Genomic DNA, 15479 nt, shown 5'->3' with positions numbered 1-15479 from the left:
ACCGCGCCTACCCCAGATCGTCGTCTCCGCCGACGGGGGGCAATCCGCCGAGATTTGCAGACACCCGGCGCAGCACGCTGACAGTCAGTTCCAGTTCGCGCGGCGAGATGCCCTGGGTGGCGGTTTCCTCGATCTCCTCCGCACCCGGAAGGATGTCGGCGCGCAACGCCTTTCCCTTTGGCGTCAGGTAGATGTTCACCTTGCGGCGGTCGTGGGGGTTGCGCACTCGCTGGACGAGATCGCAGCGCTCCAGGTTGTTCAGCGCCGTCACCGTAGTGGGTTCCATCATGCCGACCCGCTGGCTCAATTCGCGCTGGGTCAGCCCGTCCTCCTCCCACAGGGCGCGAAGAAAATACCACTGCCCCATGCTGACGCCATGGTCGGCGATGCGGATCTGCAGCGCACGCGCGATGGCGCGATGCACCTCCCGCACGGCGCGCGGCAAGGTCATGACGGACGGGGGAAGCGCGTCGGCATCCTCCCCTTGCGGCTCAGCGACGATGGGTTCCTGTCTCTTGAAACGCCCAACCATGACGACGATCTCTCGGCAGACGTCCGTCAGGCCGTGGTGCGGCGCTGCGGACGAAATCAACTTGCCCGATCATATCTTCTCTCGGAAAAATCGCAAAACAATTGCGGATTTAAATTTCTCGTGCATGCAACAATATGTCTTATAACCGGCCCGCGATCTTTCGTCGACGTTTTCATATTTATGCGTATGACTGCCGAGTTCTACGCCCGACACGCGGCAAGGGCGGCGGTGCCCGGCCTGGAAACCTGCCGGCCCTGAAATGTGCCGGCCCTGAAACGCGAATGACTCTGAAACGTTTGTGACAGGGCGGAGATTGGGTTGCGCGCCCGGCCATCCGCCCACTAACACGGCACAGCACACGCAAGAGCACAGGAGCACCAGCTTATGCGCCCCACCACCGGACGCAACGTCACCGTCGCGGCGACCCAGATGGCCTGCGGCTGGGACCGCGACGCCAATGTGAATGGCGTCGAGCGCCTCGTGCGCGACGCGGCGGCGCGCGGCGCCCAGATCATCCTGCCGCAGGAATTGTTCGAAACGCCTTATTTCTGCAAGGACCAGAAGCAGGATTTGTTCGCCCTCGCCCACCCGGTCGAGGATCACCCGGTGATCGCGCGGATGAGCGCGCTCGCCCGTGAACTCTCCGTGGTCATCCCCACCAGCTTCTTCGAGCGGGCGCGGAACGCCTATTACAATTCCCTTGCGATGATCGATGCGGACGGCACGGTCCTCGGCGTCTACCGCAAGTCCCACATCCCGGATGGTCCGGGCTATCAGGAAAAATACTATTTCAACCCCGGCGACACCGGCTTCCAAGTCTACAAGACCCGCTACGCCGCCATCGGCTGCGCGATCTGCTGGGACCAGTGGTTCCCGGAATCGGCCCGCGCCATGGCGCTGAAGGGGGCGGAGATCCTGTTCTACCCCACCGCCATCGGGTCCGAGCCGCAGGACGGTTCGCTGGACAGCCAAGCCCACTGGACGCGGGTCATGCAGGGCCATGCCGGAGCCAACCTGATGCCCCTGGTCGCCTCAAACCGCATCGGCCGGGAAGAGGGTGACACCTGCGGGATCACCTTCTACGGCTCCTCCTTCATCGCCGGACCGACCGGGGAGTTGGTTGCGCAGGCCGACCGCGACAGCGAGACGGTCCTGACCGCCAGCTTCGATCTCGACCGCATCGCCGCGCAGCGCGCGTCCTGGGGCATCTTCCGCGACCGCCGGCCGGAGCTTTACGGCCCGCTGCTGACCCTTGACGGCGAGTCCCCCGTCCGCCGCTGAAACCCGGAACCGGGCCGCCCGGCATCACACCCTGATGCCGGCGGTGCCGCTCCGCTGGCCAATGCCGAAGGCCGACGCATATGCCGCCGCGCCACGCGCCGCCAAGGCCGGCGCGGCGGTGTCGCTTGGCCTCGCACCGTCATCTCCGCTGTCCTGCCCGTTGGGTGAACCGTCGCTCCGCGCGACCGGATCCGAACCCCTCCGCCGCAATTCCTGCTGCGCCTGCATTTTCGCGGCATCGGCCTGCTGGGCGACGCGAAGGTCCTGTGCCGAGGGGTCGGATGGCGCCAAAGCCGCCGCCTTGACCGTATCCATCTTGCGCACGGTGGCTTCGGGATCACTCTCCGCGCCGACGTCCACCTGCACTTCGCCGGCGGTCGCGTAGTTCTTGCCGTCCGGTCCGCGGGTGAATGTGAAGGAGGCACCGCCCGCGTGAGGGCCGCCCGCCGCCTGATGCGCCGCCTCGTGCTGGCGGACGCTGGCATCGATGCGCTTGAGTTCCTGGACCTGCCGCTGCTGATCGTCGGTCAGCGTGCCGGGCTGGCACGCGCTTGTCCGGACGGTGTCGTGATCTGCGGCCTGGGCACCGTCCGGGGTCCGGTCACGCGCCGCTTGGCCGGGCCGCAGGAGCGGCACGCCATAAACGCCACTGGTCGATACACCGGCAACCATGGGCCGCGGCTCCTGCGCGCTCCACGCGATGCTCCGCAGTCTACACGCAGCATGGCGGCACGGCAACGCAGCTTGGCCGTTGCCTTTTCTGAGATATGCACGCATTAGTATTCATTGCATCAGGCTTTGACGGCCAAAACGGAATCTGACCACGGTGCCAGCACCATCGATGTGTGACTCTGCGCGCAGAATCCTCTCCCTTTTGGTGTCGTTGTCGGCGCTGACGGTCTGGGCGCTCGCCGTGTCGGCCGCGGAGCCGGCATCCCCGGTGCTCCACGCCCGCAATACGGCCCCCCCCTCCCAGGCGATCCCACCGCCTCGCGCCGGCGCCAGCCGTCCCGCTCCCGGCCCGGATTCCCTGTCACCGATCGAGGCCGCCTACAGCGAGCGGGCGGGCTCCCTCCTTCTCCAGTTCGGCTACGACCAGTTCGGCGAGGCTCCGCCGCCGCGCGACGGATCGGGCGGCGTGCAGGCGGACTACACGCTGGGTCCGGGCGACGAACTTCTGGTGTCCCTGCGTGGCCAGAAATCCTCCAGCAAGCGCCACCTCATCGACGGGGCGGGGCTGCTGACCGTCGACGACGTACGGCCCGTCGTGGCCCAGGGACTGACCCTTGCGGAATTGCGCGCCCAGCTGGCCGACGCGGTGACGGCCTCCTTTCCGAACACCGAGGTGTACGTCTCGGTGACGGAAATCCGGAGGATCGGCGTCCTGGTGACCGGCGCCGTGGCTCGTCCGGGCCGTCAGGAGATTAGTGCCTTCGCCACGCTGATCGACGCGTTGACCGGCGCCGGCGGTGTCACACGTGGCGGCTCGCTCCGTCGCATCCACCTGTTTCATGCGCACGCCGCGGCAGACGCCCCTTCGACCGGGTTGCCCATCGACTTGTACGACCTGTTCATGACCGGGGATGGCGCGAACGCGGGCATTCGGTTGCGCGACGGCGACCGCGTCTTCGTGCCGCCGCTCGGCCCCACGGTGGCGCTGGCCGGGCCGCTGAAACGTCCCGGCGTCTATGAGCTTCCCCCCGGCGAGGACCGCCTGCCGATCGCCGTGGCGCGGGAGATGGCGGGAGGCCTTCTGCGGCCCGGCGCGCATCGGGCGCTTCGCTACGCCATCGGTCCGGACGGAGAGGAACGGGCGGAGGAGCTGTCCGACGCGGACGCCACCCAACTGGGCGACGGTGACCTGCTGCTTCTGGCACCCCGCCGGGAGGATCGGCGCGGCGACCTGCGGCTGGACGGCCATGTCCTGCGCCCCGGCGCCCGGGCGTTGGAGCGGACCCCAAGCATCGGGGCTCTGGTTTCCGCGGCCGATCTCGGACCGGCGCCCTATCTTCCCTTTGCCGTGCTCGCCTCCGTTCATCCGGGCAACCGCACGCGCGTCCTGCGACCGGTCGATTTGGGAGCCGTGCTCGGCGGCCGTGACCGCCGCCCCCTTGCCGAGGGCGACGTCCTTTACGTGCTGGGCGCGGACGATGTGGACTTCCTGACCTCCGAACCGGTGCTGGAGCTGCTGCGCGGCGCGCGCGAGCCGGCCCCGGACGCGTGCCGCGGCCTTGTGGTGCTGGCCCGCGCCCTGACGGCGCAGCCGGACGGGCCGCTTGCCAACGGTCCGCAGGCGCGGGCGGCGGCGCGGCTGACCGGCGGACGCGGCCCCTGCCCGCCCCTGTTCGAAGCCGTTCCCGACCTGCTCGTCTTCGCGCTTGAGCATTCCACCCTGCTGATGGGCGGCGTCTCCCGCCCCGGCTTCTACCCCTCCAACGGACGGGGCAGCGCCGCGGAGCTGGCGCTCGCCGCGGGCGGGCCGGAGTCCGGCGCCTACGCGCCCCCCTTCGGCGGAGCATCGCAACACCGCCCGGTGGCGGCAGGGAGCATTGTGGAACCCGACGAGCCGGTCTACGAGTTGACCGGCCATGCCCGCCGCCCCGGCGTCCGCCCTCTGGCCGGAGGCGCCACGCTGCGCGACGCCTTGACCGGCGGCGATGCGCTGAAGCGGGACGTCTATCCCCTGCTGGGCGTGATCGAGCGCTTCGACCGCCGCACCCTCGCCCATCGACTGATTCCCTTCTCGCCACAGGAGGTGACATCCGGACAGGCCAACCGCGCGCTCTCTGACGGCGATCGGGTACGCCTGCTCTCCACCGCCGAGGTCCGTGCGCTGACCAGTTCCCCGGACAAGGAACGCAAGCCCGAGACTCTCCCGACCAACACCGGACCACCTGATGCCGAACCACCCAACACCGAACCGCCCAACGCCGAACCGCCGCTCCCCGGCGACATCGCGGGGCTGGTAAGGGAACGCGGGGTGCAGGTGCGGGGCGCCGTGCGAACACCCGGCACTTATCCCGTGGCGGAGACGGCGACCGTCGAGGCCCTTTTGGCAACCGCCGGCGGCCCCGCCGCGACCGCCGATCTCGCCAGCCTGGAAATCACCACCACCACCGGCCAGCGCCGCCGCCTGGACCTCCGCGACGGTGCGACAGCCCGGACGGCGCTTCATCCGGGCGACAGCCTGCGCGTCAATCCCAAACCCCAGGCACTGGAGGCGCGGGCGGTCACCATTTCCGGCGCAGTGCGCCGCCCCGGCGCTTACGACGTCGCGCGCGGCGAGACGCTGTCGTCGCTGATCGACCGGGCCGGCGGCCTGACGGAGGAAGCTTATCCTGCCGGGACCAGTTTCCTGCGCGACAGCGAGCGCAAGCGCGAGCGCGCCTGGTTCGACCAGCAGGCCCGCGACCTGGAACGCTGGATGGTGCAGGAGGTCGAGAAGGGCGAGGCTGCGCGCTCGGACGTGGTCGGGCTGGCCCGGCAGCTCGCGACCCAGCTGCGCGGGGTGGAGCCGCTGGGCCGCATCGTCGTCGAGGCCGACCCACTGGTGCTGCGCCAGCGGCCCGAACTGGACGTGCTGCTGGAGCCGGACGACCGCATCCTGATTCCGAAACGCCCCCTCACCGTGACCGTCACCGGCGAGGTGCTTCATCCGACCGCCGCGCAGTTCGTCAGCGGCAAGACCGCCGAAGCCTATCTCCGGGAGGCGGGTGGCGCGAGCCGCAACGCCGACGACGCCCGCATCTTCCTGGTTCTGCCGGACGGGCGGGCGCAGCCGCTGTCCCTCTCCTCTTGGAACCACACCGTTACGGCGATCCCGCCCGGCTCGTCCATCGTGGTGCCGCGCGACCCGAAGCCGTTCGATCTGATGGAGTTCTCCAAGAACATGGGCACCATCCTCGGTCAGCTCGCCATTTCGGCGGCGGCCATCGCGGTGATCTCCGAGTGACGGATGAAGCGGAAACGGTCCGGTTGGCCGTGGTCACCGTGGTCCGCGACGACCTGCCCGGCCTGCTCGGCACCCACGCCAGCCTGCGCGCCCAGACCGTGGCGGCCTACGACTGGTTCGTGGCGGATGGCGCTTCCACGGACGGGACGGCCGCATGGTTGGCCCGCCATGGGGACGAAGCGGCCTGGTGGCGCTCGTCGCCTGACCGCGGCCTGTACGACGCCATGAACGTCGCGCTGGATGCCATTGCCGAGCGGTCCTCCTCCTGCGCCTCTCCGTGCAGCCACATCCTGTTCCTCAACGCCGGCGACCGGCTGGCCGACGGTCGGGTTCTGGAGCGGCTTATCCCCATCCTGGCCGCGCGTCCGGATGCCGCCCTGTTCTATGGGGACGCGCTGGAGGAGCTTCCCGGCGGGAGGCTGGTCGTGAAGCCGGCGCGCTCGCACCGCCGCGCCTTGCTGGGCATGTTCACGCATCACCAAGCCATGGTCTACCGAATGGCTGCCTTGCCCGGAGTCCGATTCGATCTGCGGCACGCGCTGGCCGCCGACTATGCGTTCACCTTGACGGTCCTCAAGCGAGGGGACCCGGCCCACCGCTTGCCACTTCCGGTATGCATTTTTGCCCCCGGCGGGCGGTCCCGGCAGGACCCGGCGCGTGGCCGGCGGGAGCAGGCAATCATCCGCCGCGAGCTGCTTGGGCTGGGCCGAACGGCCAACGCAACAATATGGGGATTACAATGGCTTGCCATTACCTTGCGCCAGACAATTCCATGGCTTTACGCGAAATATCGTTTCCCATCAAATGAACGATCGTTTCTTTCATAAGCTTTGCCGACTGTTTCACGCATCTAGCTGTTGATGCGCACGAAAAGTTGCATAGAATTTACTTTCTGAACTAACCAATTTCCCTGGTGGCGACGTCCACCTCCATACTGAGGGTCTATTATGAGTGCCACGAAATCCAAGCTATCGCCCGCCCACACACTGTCACGCCGTGGCGAGGGTCCCAACCCCATCGACATTCATGTCGGCGCCCGGCTTCGGCTGCGCCGCACTCTGCTCGGCCTGAGCCAGGAGAAGCTGGGCGAGGCGGTCGGGATCACCTTCCAACAGCTCCAGAAGTACGAGCGCGGGTCCAACCGCATCAGCGCCAGCCGCCTGTTCAACCTGTCGCAGGTTCTGGGCGTCCCGGTCAGCTACTTCTTCGAGGACATGCCGTCGCCGGAGCACATCGCCACCCCGTCGCCCGACGTACCGCCGTCCGAGACGGAAGAGTTCGAGTCGATGGCCCGCCGTGAAACCCTGGAACTGGTCCGGGCCTATTACCGCATCGAGGACTCCTCCGTGCGCAAGCGCACCTTCGACCTTCTCAAGGCCCTCGGCGGCGAGCGCGCCCTGGACGAAGCGGTGTAAGGCACGGCACCGTCGTTCGACCCTCAGTCATCGGTGGACGCGGGAGGCCCGGCACGCCGCCTCGCGTCCGCGATCTTCAGGCCGATCTGCCAATAGTAAAAGGCCCGCGCCAGCGCGTGTTGGAATCCCGGACTGCCGTCCAAGAACCCCAAACGCCAAACATACCCATACAGAAAGACCAGGAGCGGGCGCGCCGGCACCACGCCGAACCAAGCCTTCAGCCAACGGCGCGCGCCGGATTCCCGCCGAATCAGGTCCACCATCCGTCCATCCGTCCGCAGCGCCGCCTCCCAATCAGCGTAACGGGCGTGCCGGTCGAACCACGCCGCGATCGGTTTGTCGTCGGAATGGGTCAGGCTGTGGCGCAGCCGTCCGACGGTGCCGGCGATCACCGGCTGATAATGGCCCTCGACCTCCCACATGGTAGCAACGTCGAGGTCGGGCACAGTCGGAAAGTGCGCCTTCCGGCGGTCAAACAGGACGAGTTTCCGGTTGCGCGCGCCGAAGCGCAGGCGCCGGCCAAGAAACACCGGATGCCCATCGATGAAGTAGCCGGCATGCCGCGGCCCCGCGCTCATGAGCGCCGCGATCTCCTCCACCAGCGCGCCGCCGAGTCGCTCGTCCGCATCGACGAACAGGACCCAGTCCTGGCGGAACGGCAGTTGGTCCAGGCACCATTGCTTCTTCTTCGGATACCGCCCGTCCCACCGGAAGGGCACGACCCGTGCGCCCGCCGCCTCGGCGATGGCCGGCGTTCCGTCGGTGCTGCCGCTGTCCACCACGAAGCGCTCGGCGAAACTCCCCAGTGCGGACAGGCAGAGGGGAAGGTTGACCGCCTCGTTGCGGGTCATCACCACGACCGACACGGGGATCATGGAACCGCCTCTCCCCCGGCCCGCCACAGGCGCCGCAGGCTGACGGTGATCGCCCCGGCCATTAGCCCCACCAACGCCGCCATGGGAACCACGCGCAGGGGATTCGGCCAATCCGGGCGCTGCGCCGCAGCGGGCGGTTCGATGGCGTCCGCCGCCAGCGGCAGATCGACCTCGATCATCATGGCGATCCGTTCCTGCTCAGACAGCAAGTTGGCAAGGGCCTGCCGGTGTTCCGCCACGGTGATCCCGGCCAGACGGGCACGCGCGTGGGCGATCTGGGCGGCGCTGCGCCGGGACGCCTCCGCCCGCAGATGGGCGTCGGTCGCCTGGGCGGCGGCGGACAAAATCCGCAGCGCCATGGCGCGGTCGGCGTGGCGAAGGCGCAGCCGCCGCATCGGCCCGCTGCCCACCATGTCAACGGTGAGTCGGTCCTGAAGAGCGCTCGCCACCCGCTCCGCATCGGGTTCCACCCAGTCCGACCAGCCGACCAGCGCCAGGAACATCCGCTTGGCGGACGCCATGGGACCGGGCGCGGGGCGCCAAGCCTCCACCTCCCCGTCCCAACGGTCGGGAAACAGACCACGCAGCAGCAGCGGATCCGCCATCATCCGCTCCGCCACCGGAATGGAGGTGAACAGTTGGAGGTAACGCGCGAAATCCGAGAGGATTTCGTCCCCCGGACCGGGTTCCGACGCGGCGGCGGCGGATTCCCTGCCGATCAGAACGGGCAACCGCGCCCCCATGGCCGCCGCACCGACGCGCGCGGTCGGCCCGATCACCATCACCGCAGTGTATTGCGGAACCACCAGCCGCAAGGCTGTCACGGACGCCACCACACCCAAAACCGTCCCAACGAGCAGAATCGGCCAGCCCTCCCGAAACGTCCGCAGGAACCGCCGCAGCCGCAGTCCCGATTCCACCCTTTCGGCCTCCAACGGGGAGCGGCGCAGCGGCATTCCATCAGGCATGGGGGAGGCCCCGCCCGGGCGGAACGGTCGCGCCGCGCAGCCTCGTCTGGCGCAGCATCTCGGCCAGCGATGCGAATCGCCGGGCCGCCGCCGTGGCGTCCCAAGCCGATGCGACGGTCAGCGCGCGTGCCCCGTGTGCCGCACACAACAGCGGATCGCCGGCATAGCGGCGGATCGCGGCGGCCAGCCCCGCCACGTCGTCCGGCGCCAACCTTTGCCCGCAGCCCTCCAGCATGGCCGCTGCATCGCTGCCCGCCGGCCCTAGAAACAGGCAAGGCCGGCCGGCCGCCAGCGCGCCGGCCACCTTGCTGGGCACCAGCAGCCCTTCGGCCAGCGGGTCCATGGTCGCCAGATGCAGATCGGCCGCGGACAGGCTTTCGGCCAGACGGTCCGGCGGCTGGAGCGGGAGCAACCGGACGTTCGTCAGCCCGCGCCGTTCCACCGTCTCCGCCACGGCGGCCCGTCGCCGCCCCTCCCCGATCAACAGAATCGCAATGCCGGGATCGCTGCGCGCCAGCAGAGTCGCCGCATCCAGCAGAGGATCCATCGGATGGGCCAGCCCCATGTTTCCGGAATAGGCCACGGTGAAACAGCCGCCCAGCCCATGCTCCCGCCGGAACGGGTTGTCCGCGCGCGGCACCGGCCGGATGCGCGGATCGGACCAGTTCGGCAGGACGGTGATCCGTTCCGCCGGCACCCCCGCCGCCGCCAGCCGTCCCGCCATGCAGCGCCCGATGGCGACCACCGCGTCGTGGCTGCAAAGCGCCCGAGCACTCGCCCGCTCCGTCATCCGCATCAGCGGTTCCGGCAAGTGGATGCCGAGCACCGGCAACAGTGCCGGAAACACATCCTGGCTCCAATGAAGGGACGCCGCGCCATGTCGGGCGGCAATCAGCGGACCGGCGCAGCCCAACAGGGGCGGATCGGTCATGGTCACCACGACGTCGTGCCGCGGCAGGCGCAACGCCCGCTGAATCAGCCGAACCGCGGCGGCGAGATAACCGCGGGCGGTCAGTCGCGGGGCTCTGGGCACCGCCCGTTCAGCATGCGGAGCATCCCCACCGGTGCGGCGAACGGCGACACCCGGCGGCGCATCGCTGGGTCCGCACCCGTCCGCGACGACGGTGACCCGCCAGCCCATTGCCGCCATCCGCCCCGCCAAGTCGGACATGCAACGCCCGGTCGCTCCCTTGTCCGGAGGAAACACACGGTTGACGAACAGGATGGATGGAGAATCCACGGAGGTGGGATCTCTGCAATTGTTCAACACGCATAAGTATGCATTTCCTTCAACGCGGCGGCAACCGCTTCCCGCGCTCCGCCGCCAGCACGGCCAAGGTGAGCAAAAGACCGGTGTCGAGGTATTTGAAACTGGTGTGCGCCCCAAGCGCCATCAGCAGCGGCGCCGACACCGCCCAGCCGAGCGCAGGATCGGAACGGAGGAGCGCCAGCACACGCGGAGCAAGTCCGCCGAGATAGGCAATCAGGGCGCACAGGCCGATCACCCCGGTCTTGGCCAGGGCATAGGTCACGAGCGTGTGGGTGTAGGACACGTGCCATCCGCCGACCGCAGGATTGGCGAGGAGCGCCCCCCACCCCTGCCCGAACAGGAAGGCGGCCGGAGAGGACAGGGCCTGCCCGAGGGCGGCCTCCGCCTCTTCCCACCGGGTGTTGGCCCCGGCCAGCCGGGTTTTCTCAGCCGCCTGCCCCAGAGCGCCGAACAAAGTCTCGGGAAACAGCGCCACCGACAGCAGCGCCGCCACCGCCAAGCCCAACCCAGCCAAGGGTGCCCGGCGCAACCACCACAGCCCCAGAGCGGCGAAGGCCACGGCGGCAAGCCCCAACGCCATGCGGTGCACCGCTCCGGCCAGCGCCACCAGACACAACAGGCCACCCAGAATCGAAGCCACACCGGCGGCACGCCGCAGCCACCCACCCTGCGTCAGCATTCCGATTCCGAAGGCCGGCAGCGCAATCGCGGCGAACAGGACCGATGGCGCGTTCAGCAGATAGACGCCGCCATCCGCCATCGCCCGCAAGCCGACGGCGCCGAAGCCCCAGTCCGCCTGCTTCCACCAACGCAACGCGAACCCCACACCGGCCACGGCAAGACCACCGGCCAGAAGGCCGACCGCACGGTCGGGAGCGGCGCGCAGCATCGGCACCAGCAGCACCGGGAGGAAAAGATAAAGAAGCGGCACCACGTCGCGCATCATGTCGCCCGGCGCCCAGTCCAGCCACACGCCGCGCACAAGCGGGCACCACAACAGCACCGACAGCGCCAGGACCGCAGGCATCTCCCATGGTGGCGAAGCACGCTCCAGCAATGTCTGGCCCGTCGCCACGCACAGGGGGCGCAGCACCCCGACACCCAGCACCAGCAGCGCGCCAATGGCCGCCTCCGCCGGGCGGATCTCTGCCGGTGCCGGCGCGCTCAGCAGGCCGTAGAGGACGAGCGCCAGGAACAACCCGGCGGCACGCCACGAAGCCACAATCCTTCCGGCCACGCGTTTCCCGTCACCCGCCCGACTCGAACAGGTGTCAGGATTTCATGACTCGCCGAAAAAAGGAATAACCGATTGGAACCGCAACGATCAGGCGTAGCGCAACTCAGCCCTATCGAGGCGATAGAACAACCCCTCCAGAGGGTTCAGCCGCAACGTGCCGGTCATCAGCACCGGCGCCTGCGATTCGCGGATCGGGATCTGGCTGTGGACGTGCAGCATCGTGGAAGGGCTGGGCCTGTGGCAGGCCGGGCAGGAGATGGGATTGGCGGCGAGGATAAAGCGGTTGTGGGAAGGCGCGTCGCTCAGCGGCACCATGAAACCACGCACCGTCACCAGCTTTCCCTCCAACGCCTTGACGCGGGTCGGAAAGACCGGATTGGCGGCTGGCCCCTCCATGCGGACCTGCACCAGATCCCGCCACAAAGCCGTGGTGTCGTCCAGCGGCAGATGGAACGGTCCGGCGGGATGCATGGGTTCGCTGGCGTTGGTGGCCCAAATCGCCCAGCCGGCCACCGGGGCCAGCGCAAGCGGCAGCAGAACCTGTCGGCGCGACGTCATGGCTTCCTCCCCCTCGATCCTGCCCGTTTCGGTCGTTCGTTCGACCGTTCTTCGATCCCGTTCATTGGATCGTTGAAGGCATCCTGTGCGGCCTTGCCCCAGACCGTCGTGCTTGTGGCCGAATTGTTCCCGAGCCTCCGCCCAAGGTCAACAGGCGAGCGATAGGCCATACGTAAGATGCCGCCGCTCAGCGACTTCGGGCACCGCTTCGCCGACCTATGGGATTGACGCGGCCGCCGACCTATACTTTGTAAGAGCGGCAACCACCGATAAAAACCTTACGAGCGGGAATCAACGCGGCATGCAAAAAGGGTCAGCACCGAAGGACAAGCCGGCGCATCTCCGCCTGTCCGAAGACCAGACCACCGAACTGGCCGACATGTTCCGCCTGATGAGCGACCCCAGCCGGCTGCGCATCATCCTGGCCTGCCTGGACACGTCGACCTCGGTCGGCGACATGGCGGCGGCGCTGGGCCTGTCGCCGTCCCTGGTCAGCCATCACCTCCGCCTGCTGCGGGCGGGACGGTTGATCCAGGCGGAACGGCGCGGCAACCGCGTTTTCTACCTGATCACCGACGAGCACATACGGCGCGTCCTGTCGGACATGGTCGACCATGTGGCGGAGGAAAGCGAAGGGGATCTGGAAGCGTAAGGCGGTTGCGGCGGCCCCGGCCGCCACAACCTGTTGAAGCCTTTATAACAAATACGCAATAGGATTTGACCGCCATGCCGGTTGCGCCGCATAGTTCCGATCATGCTGCGGCGCATCAAACCGTTGTTGCACGAATGGCTTGAAGAATCGGGCCAGGAAACAAAGGGTGTTGGCATGGAGACGTTCCGCTTCCAGCCGGGGGAAACCCCCGTCCTGCTCAGCATCCCGCATGTCGGCACCGTCGTGCCGCCGGACATCGCGGCCACCATGACCGACTCCGCCCTGGCGATGCCGGACACCGACTGGCATCTCGACCGGCTCTATCACTTCGCCCCGGCGCTGGGCATCGGCTTCCTGAAGCCCATCCTCTCGCGCTATGTGATCGACCTCAACCGCGATCCCGACAGCGCCCTTCCCGCCCCCGGCGCCAGCAGCACCGAACTCTGTCCCCTCACCACCTTCGATCACCAGCCGGTCTACCACCCGGGACAGGAGCCGGACGCGGCGGAGGTGCGGCGGCGGATCGCCGCCTATTGGCGCCCCTATCACGAGCAGCTCAACGGCGAGCTTCAGGCGCTGAAGGAACGCTTCGGCGTGGCGGTGCTGTTCGACGCCCATTCCATCCGGTCACGCGTGCCGCGCTTCTTCGACGGGCAGATCCAGGACTTCAGCCTGGGCACGGCGGAGGGGACCAGCGCCTCGCCGGCACTGGTCGGCCGTGTGATGAACGTGCTCACCGCGACCGGGCGTTTCTCCTCGGTGCAGAACGGGCGGTTCAAGGGCGGCTTCATCACCCGCCGCTACGGCAATCCCGCCGACAACATCCATTCGATCCAGCTCGAACTGTCGCAGCTCACCTACATGGACGAAGAGGCTCCCTTCGGCTTCCGCGAGGAGTCGGCGCGTCAGCTGCGTCCGACTCTGGAGCGGTTGCTGAGCCTTGTCGTCGAGTGGGCGTGGGAGAACGCCGCCGGCCGGCGGCGCAGCGCCTTCCTGTAACGCCCTGCCCGGCCCTCAGACCCAGACGCCCCGCACATAGGGCGTCAGCTGCGTGTCCTGCATGATGATGTGGTGGACCAGCCAGTTCGCGGTGAAGGTGTAGATCCGCTCGGCGTTCTGATGCGTCGGGTCCCGCGTAAAGACCGCGGACAGTTCACTCAGCGTCCGCACCGCCTCGTGATGCTGGCGGACATGCTCCTCGAACTTCGGGTAATGCACGGCCTGCATGATCTTTTCTTCGCGGGCGAAATGCTGCTGGGTGTATTCCAGCAATTTCATAAGGATCTTGGCAACGCGCACCGGCATGAAGCTGCGCGAATTCAACGCGGCGTCCAGTTCGTTCAGATACTCGATCAGGTGCTTGTGATCTTCGTCGATGGACGGCTGGCCGACGCTGAGCTGCCGCCTCCACGTAATGACACTCATGAACCCTCCGCACCCTGTCTTCCGCGGCCACCGGGCAATTCCGCCGAAAGCCACCGCATTGAAGGGAAGCGCGCCGTATCTGCGCAACTGAAGATCAAGGTGCGCAAACCGTCAAGGAACCGTAAATACCAGACGCCGCGCCCCTTGTTACCGCCGACTCCGCGACCAGCGGCCTTTGCCTGCATTATGGGCGCATTTTCTACAAAACGAACGCATACGATCGTCACATGGCATTTTGCCGCACCAAAACAAAGACGTGAAAAGGCAGGGGAAACGTCATGTTTCCGCCTGCCTTCACATCGATCTTACGAAGAAGAGGCGACGATCAGCCGCCCCAACTTACCTGTCAAACAACGTCCGATCAGCCGACGATCGAATAGCCGCAATCCACATAGGTGGTGCTGCCGGTGATGCCCTTGGCTCCGTCGGTCGCCAGGAAGGCTGTGGTGTAGCCGACCTCTTCGATGGTGACGAGGCGCTGCTCCGGCGCGCGTTCCGCAGCCTTCTCCATCAGCTCGTCGAAATGCGCGATGCCGGAGGCGGCGCGGGTCTTGATCGGGCCGGGGGAGATGGCGTGGACGCGGATGCCTTTCGGGCCCAGTTCCGCCGCCAGATAGCGCACGCTGGCTTCCAGGGCGGCCTTCACCGGACCCATGACGCCGTAATTGTCGATCACGCGGTTGGCGCCGAAATAGGACATGGTGAACAGCGAGCCGCCGTCCTTCATCAGCGGCTCCGCGTAGCGGGCCATGCGGATGAAGGAGTGGCAGGACACGTCCATCGCCATCTGGAAACCTTCGCGCGAGCAATCGACGACACGGCCGTGCAGGTCGTCCTTCGGAGCGAAGGCGATGGAATGCAGCGCGAAGTCCAGCTTGCCCCACTTCTGCTCGATCTTCTCGAAGATGGCCTTCAGCTCGCCCTCGCCGGTGACGTCCACCGGTTCGAAGATCTCCGCTTCGAGCTGCTGAGCCAGCGGCTCGACGAAGCGCTTCGCCTTGTCGTTGAGGTAGCTGACCGCGAGATCCGCGCCCAGAGCGCGGAATGCGCGGGCGCAGCCCCACGCGATCGACTGATCGTTGGCGATGCCGAGCACGAGGCCCTTCTTGCCTTCAAGAGTGGCGGCGGCGGGGATGATCGTGGTCATAGGCTGGCTTTCCCGGATTGCAAGGTGGCCGGATTCAGAGTGCGCCAGATCGGATCACTCGAATTGTGCAACGCACCATAATGCAATCGAAGGTCATAGGCAACTTGTTAAAGTCGCAATATATCCGACATTATCGCTTTGTTTATCCGTAACACAGCCTTCACACA

At 67.4% G+C, this 15479-nt stretch carries 15 protein-coding genes; 6 read left to right on the top strand and 9 right to left on the bottom strand.

The annotated features are described in order from the left end of the window. Window positions 1-7: 7 nt before the first annotated feature. Window positions 8-532 carry a MarR family winged helix-turn-helix transcriptional regulator gene (locus ACWPXE_RS13820; RefSeq protein WP_454018311.1) on the bottom strand — a complete coding sequence of 175 codons (525 nt, stop codon included), beginning with the start codon at window positions 530-532 and terminating at the stop codon, window positions 8-10. Between the two features lie 384 nt (window positions 533-916). Between ACWPXE_RS13820 and aguB the strand changes: the two genes are divergently transcribed. Further along, window positions 917-1813 carry an N-carbamoylputrescine amidase gene (aguB, locus tag ACWPXE_RS13815; protein ID WP_454018310.1) on the top strand — a complete coding sequence of 299 codons (897 nt, stop codon included), beginning with the start codon at window positions 917-919 and terminating at the stop codon, window positions 1811-1813. A gap of 24 nt (window positions 1814-1837) precedes the next feature. Here the strand turns inward: aguB and ACWPXE_RS13810 are convergent, their stop codons facing one another. Next, window positions 1838-2485: a putative metalloprotease CJM1_0395 family protein gene (locus ACWPXE_RS13810; RefSeq protein WP_454018309.1), complete on the bottom strand. Its 648-nt coding sequence runs from the start codon at window positions 2483-2485 to the stop codon at window positions 1838-1840. 205 nt (window positions 2486-2690) lie between these two features. Between ACWPXE_RS13810 and ACWPXE_RS13805 the strand changes: the two genes are divergently transcribed. The 3 genes from ACWPXE_RS13805 to ACWPXE_RS13795 all read left to right on the top strand — a co-directional run bounded on the left by ACWPXE_RS13805 (window position 2691) and on the right by ACWPXE_RS13795 (window position 7180). Next, window positions 2691-5765: an SLBB domain-containing protein gene (locus ACWPXE_RS13805; RefSeq protein WP_454018775.1), complete on the top strand. Its 3075-nt coding sequence runs from the start codon at window positions 2691-2693 to the stop codon at window positions 5763-5765. A gap of 29 nt (window positions 5766-5794) precedes the next feature. Continuing rightward, on the top strand, window positions 5795-6592 hold the full coding sequence (locus ACWPXE_RS13800) for a colanic acid biosynthesis glycosyl transferase (protein WP_454018774.1): 798 nt from the start codon (window positions 5795-5797) through the stop codon (window positions 6590-6592). A 120-nt stretch (window positions 6593-6712) separates the two neighbouring features. After that, window positions 6713-7180, top strand: coding sequence for a helix-turn-helix domain-containing protein (locus tag ACWPXE_RS13795; RefSeq protein WP_014240329.1), 468 nt, complete (start codon window positions 6713-6715; stop codon window positions 7178-7180). A gap of 23 nt (window positions 7181-7203) precedes the next feature. On the opposite strand, the gene ACWPXE_RS13790 is transcribed toward ACWPXE_RS13795, so the two are convergent. The 5 genes from ACWPXE_RS13790 to ACWPXE_RS13770 form a co-directional block, all read right to left on the bottom strand. Continuing rightward, window positions 7204-8055, bottom strand: coding sequence for a glycosyltransferase family 2 protein (locus tag ACWPXE_RS13790; protein ID WP_454018308.1), 852 nt, complete (start codon window positions 8053-8055; stop codon window positions 7204-7206). Then, entirely contained in the window at window positions 8052-8888 is an 837-nt protein-coding gene (locus ACWPXE_RS13785) for a hypothetical protein (RefSeq protein WP_454018307.1), read from the bottom strand. The genes ACWPXE_RS13790 and ACWPXE_RS13785 overlap by 4 nt, the downstream gene beginning before the upstream one ends. 127 nt (window positions 8889-9015) lie before the next feature. Further along, window positions 9016-10263 (bottom strand): glycosyltransferase family 4 protein, encoded by a 1248-nt coding sequence (locus tag ACWPXE_RS13780; RefSeq protein WP_454018306.1) that lies wholly within the window; start codon window positions 10261-10263, stop codon window positions 9016-9018. A 49-nt stretch (window positions 10264-10312) separates the two neighbouring features. Then, window positions 10313-11515: a hypothetical protein gene (locus ACWPXE_RS13775; RefSeq protein WP_454018305.1), complete on the bottom strand. Its 1203-nt coding sequence runs from the start codon at window positions 11513-11515 to the stop codon at window positions 10313-10315. Between the two features lie 102 nt (window positions 11516-11617). Beyond that, window positions 11618-12088 (bottom strand): hypothetical protein, encoded by a 471-nt coding sequence (locus tag ACWPXE_RS13770; RefSeq protein WP_454018304.1) that lies wholly within the window; start codon window positions 12086-12088, stop codon window positions 11618-11620. 301 nt (window positions 12089-12389) lie between these two features. Between ACWPXE_RS13770 and ACWPXE_RS13765 the strand changes: the two genes are divergently transcribed. Both ACWPXE_RS13765 and hutG read left to right on the top strand, forming a co-directional pair. Further along, the gene (locus ACWPXE_RS13765) at window positions 12390-12740 is read left to right on the top strand and encodes an ArsR/SmtB family transcription factor (protein WP_014240322.1); all 351 of its coding nucleotides are present in this window, start codon (window positions 12390-12392) and stop codon (window positions 12738-12740) included. 174 nt (window positions 12741-12914) lie between these two features. Next, window positions 12915-13739: an N-formylglutamate deformylase gene (gene hutG / locus ACWPXE_RS13760; protein WP_454018303.1), complete on the top strand. Its 825-nt coding sequence runs from the start codon at window positions 12915-12917 to the stop codon at window positions 13737-13739. A gap of 15 nt (window positions 13740-13754) precedes the next feature. Here the strand turns inward: hutG and ACWPXE_RS13755 are convergent, their stop codons facing one another. Both ACWPXE_RS13755 and fabI read right to left on the bottom strand, forming a co-directional pair. After that, entirely contained in the window at window positions 13755-14165 is a 411-nt protein-coding gene (locus ACWPXE_RS13755) for a bacteriohemerythrin (protein WP_237903660.1), read from the bottom strand. Between the two features lie 361 nt (window positions 14166-14526). Next, entirely contained in the window at window positions 14527-15312 is a 786-nt protein-coding gene (fabI, locus tag ACWPXE_RS13750; RefSeq protein ID WP_014240318.1) for an enoyl-ACP reductase FabI, read from the bottom strand. Window positions 15313-15479 lie beyond the last annotated feature (167 nt).

Source organism: Azospirillum sp. Marseille-Q6669 (genome assembly GCF_965111635.1).
This window is presented reverse-complemented; position numbering and strand designations above follow the sequence as displayed.

Coding starts and splice junctions, on each gene's coding strand:
- ACWPXE_RS13820 (WP_454018311.1), bottom strand. CDS start 532: ATGGTTGGGCGTTTCAAGAGACAGGAACCCATCGTCGCTGAGCCGCAA.
- aguB (WP_454018310.1), top strand. CDS start 917: ATGCGCCCCACCACCGGACGCAACGTCACCGTCGCGGCGACCCAGATG.
- ACWPXE_RS13810 (WP_454018309.1), bottom strand. CDS start 2,485: ATGGTTGCCGGTGTATCGACCAGTGGCGTTTATGGCGTGCCGCTCCTG.
- ACWPXE_RS13795 (WP_014240329.1), top strand. CDS start 6,713: ATGAGTGCCACGAAATCCAAGCTATCGCCCGCCCACACACTGTCACGC.
- ACWPXE_RS13790 (WP_454018308.1), bottom strand. CDS start 8,055: ATGATCCCCGTGTCGGTCGTGGTGATGACCCGCAACGAGGCGGTCAAC.
- ACWPXE_RS13770 (WP_454018304.1), bottom strand. CDS start 12,088: ATGACGTCGCGCCGACAGGTTCTGCTGCCGCTTGCGCTGGCCCCGGTG.
- ACWPXE_RS13765 (WP_014240322.1), top strand. CDS start 12,390: ATGCAAAAAGGGTCAGCACCGAAGGACAAGCCGGCGCATCTCCGCCTG.
- hutG (WP_454018303.1), top strand. CDS start 12,915: ATGGAGACGTTCCGCTTCCAGCCGGGGGAAACCCCCGTCCTGCTCAGC.
- ACWPXE_RS13755 (WP_237903660.1), bottom strand. CDS start 14,165: ATGAGTGTCATTACGTGGAGGCGGCAGCTCAGCGTCGGCCAGCCGTCC.
- fabI (WP_014240318.1), bottom strand. CDS start 15,312: ATGACCACGATCATCCCCGCCGCCGCCACTCTTGAAGGCAAGAAGGGC.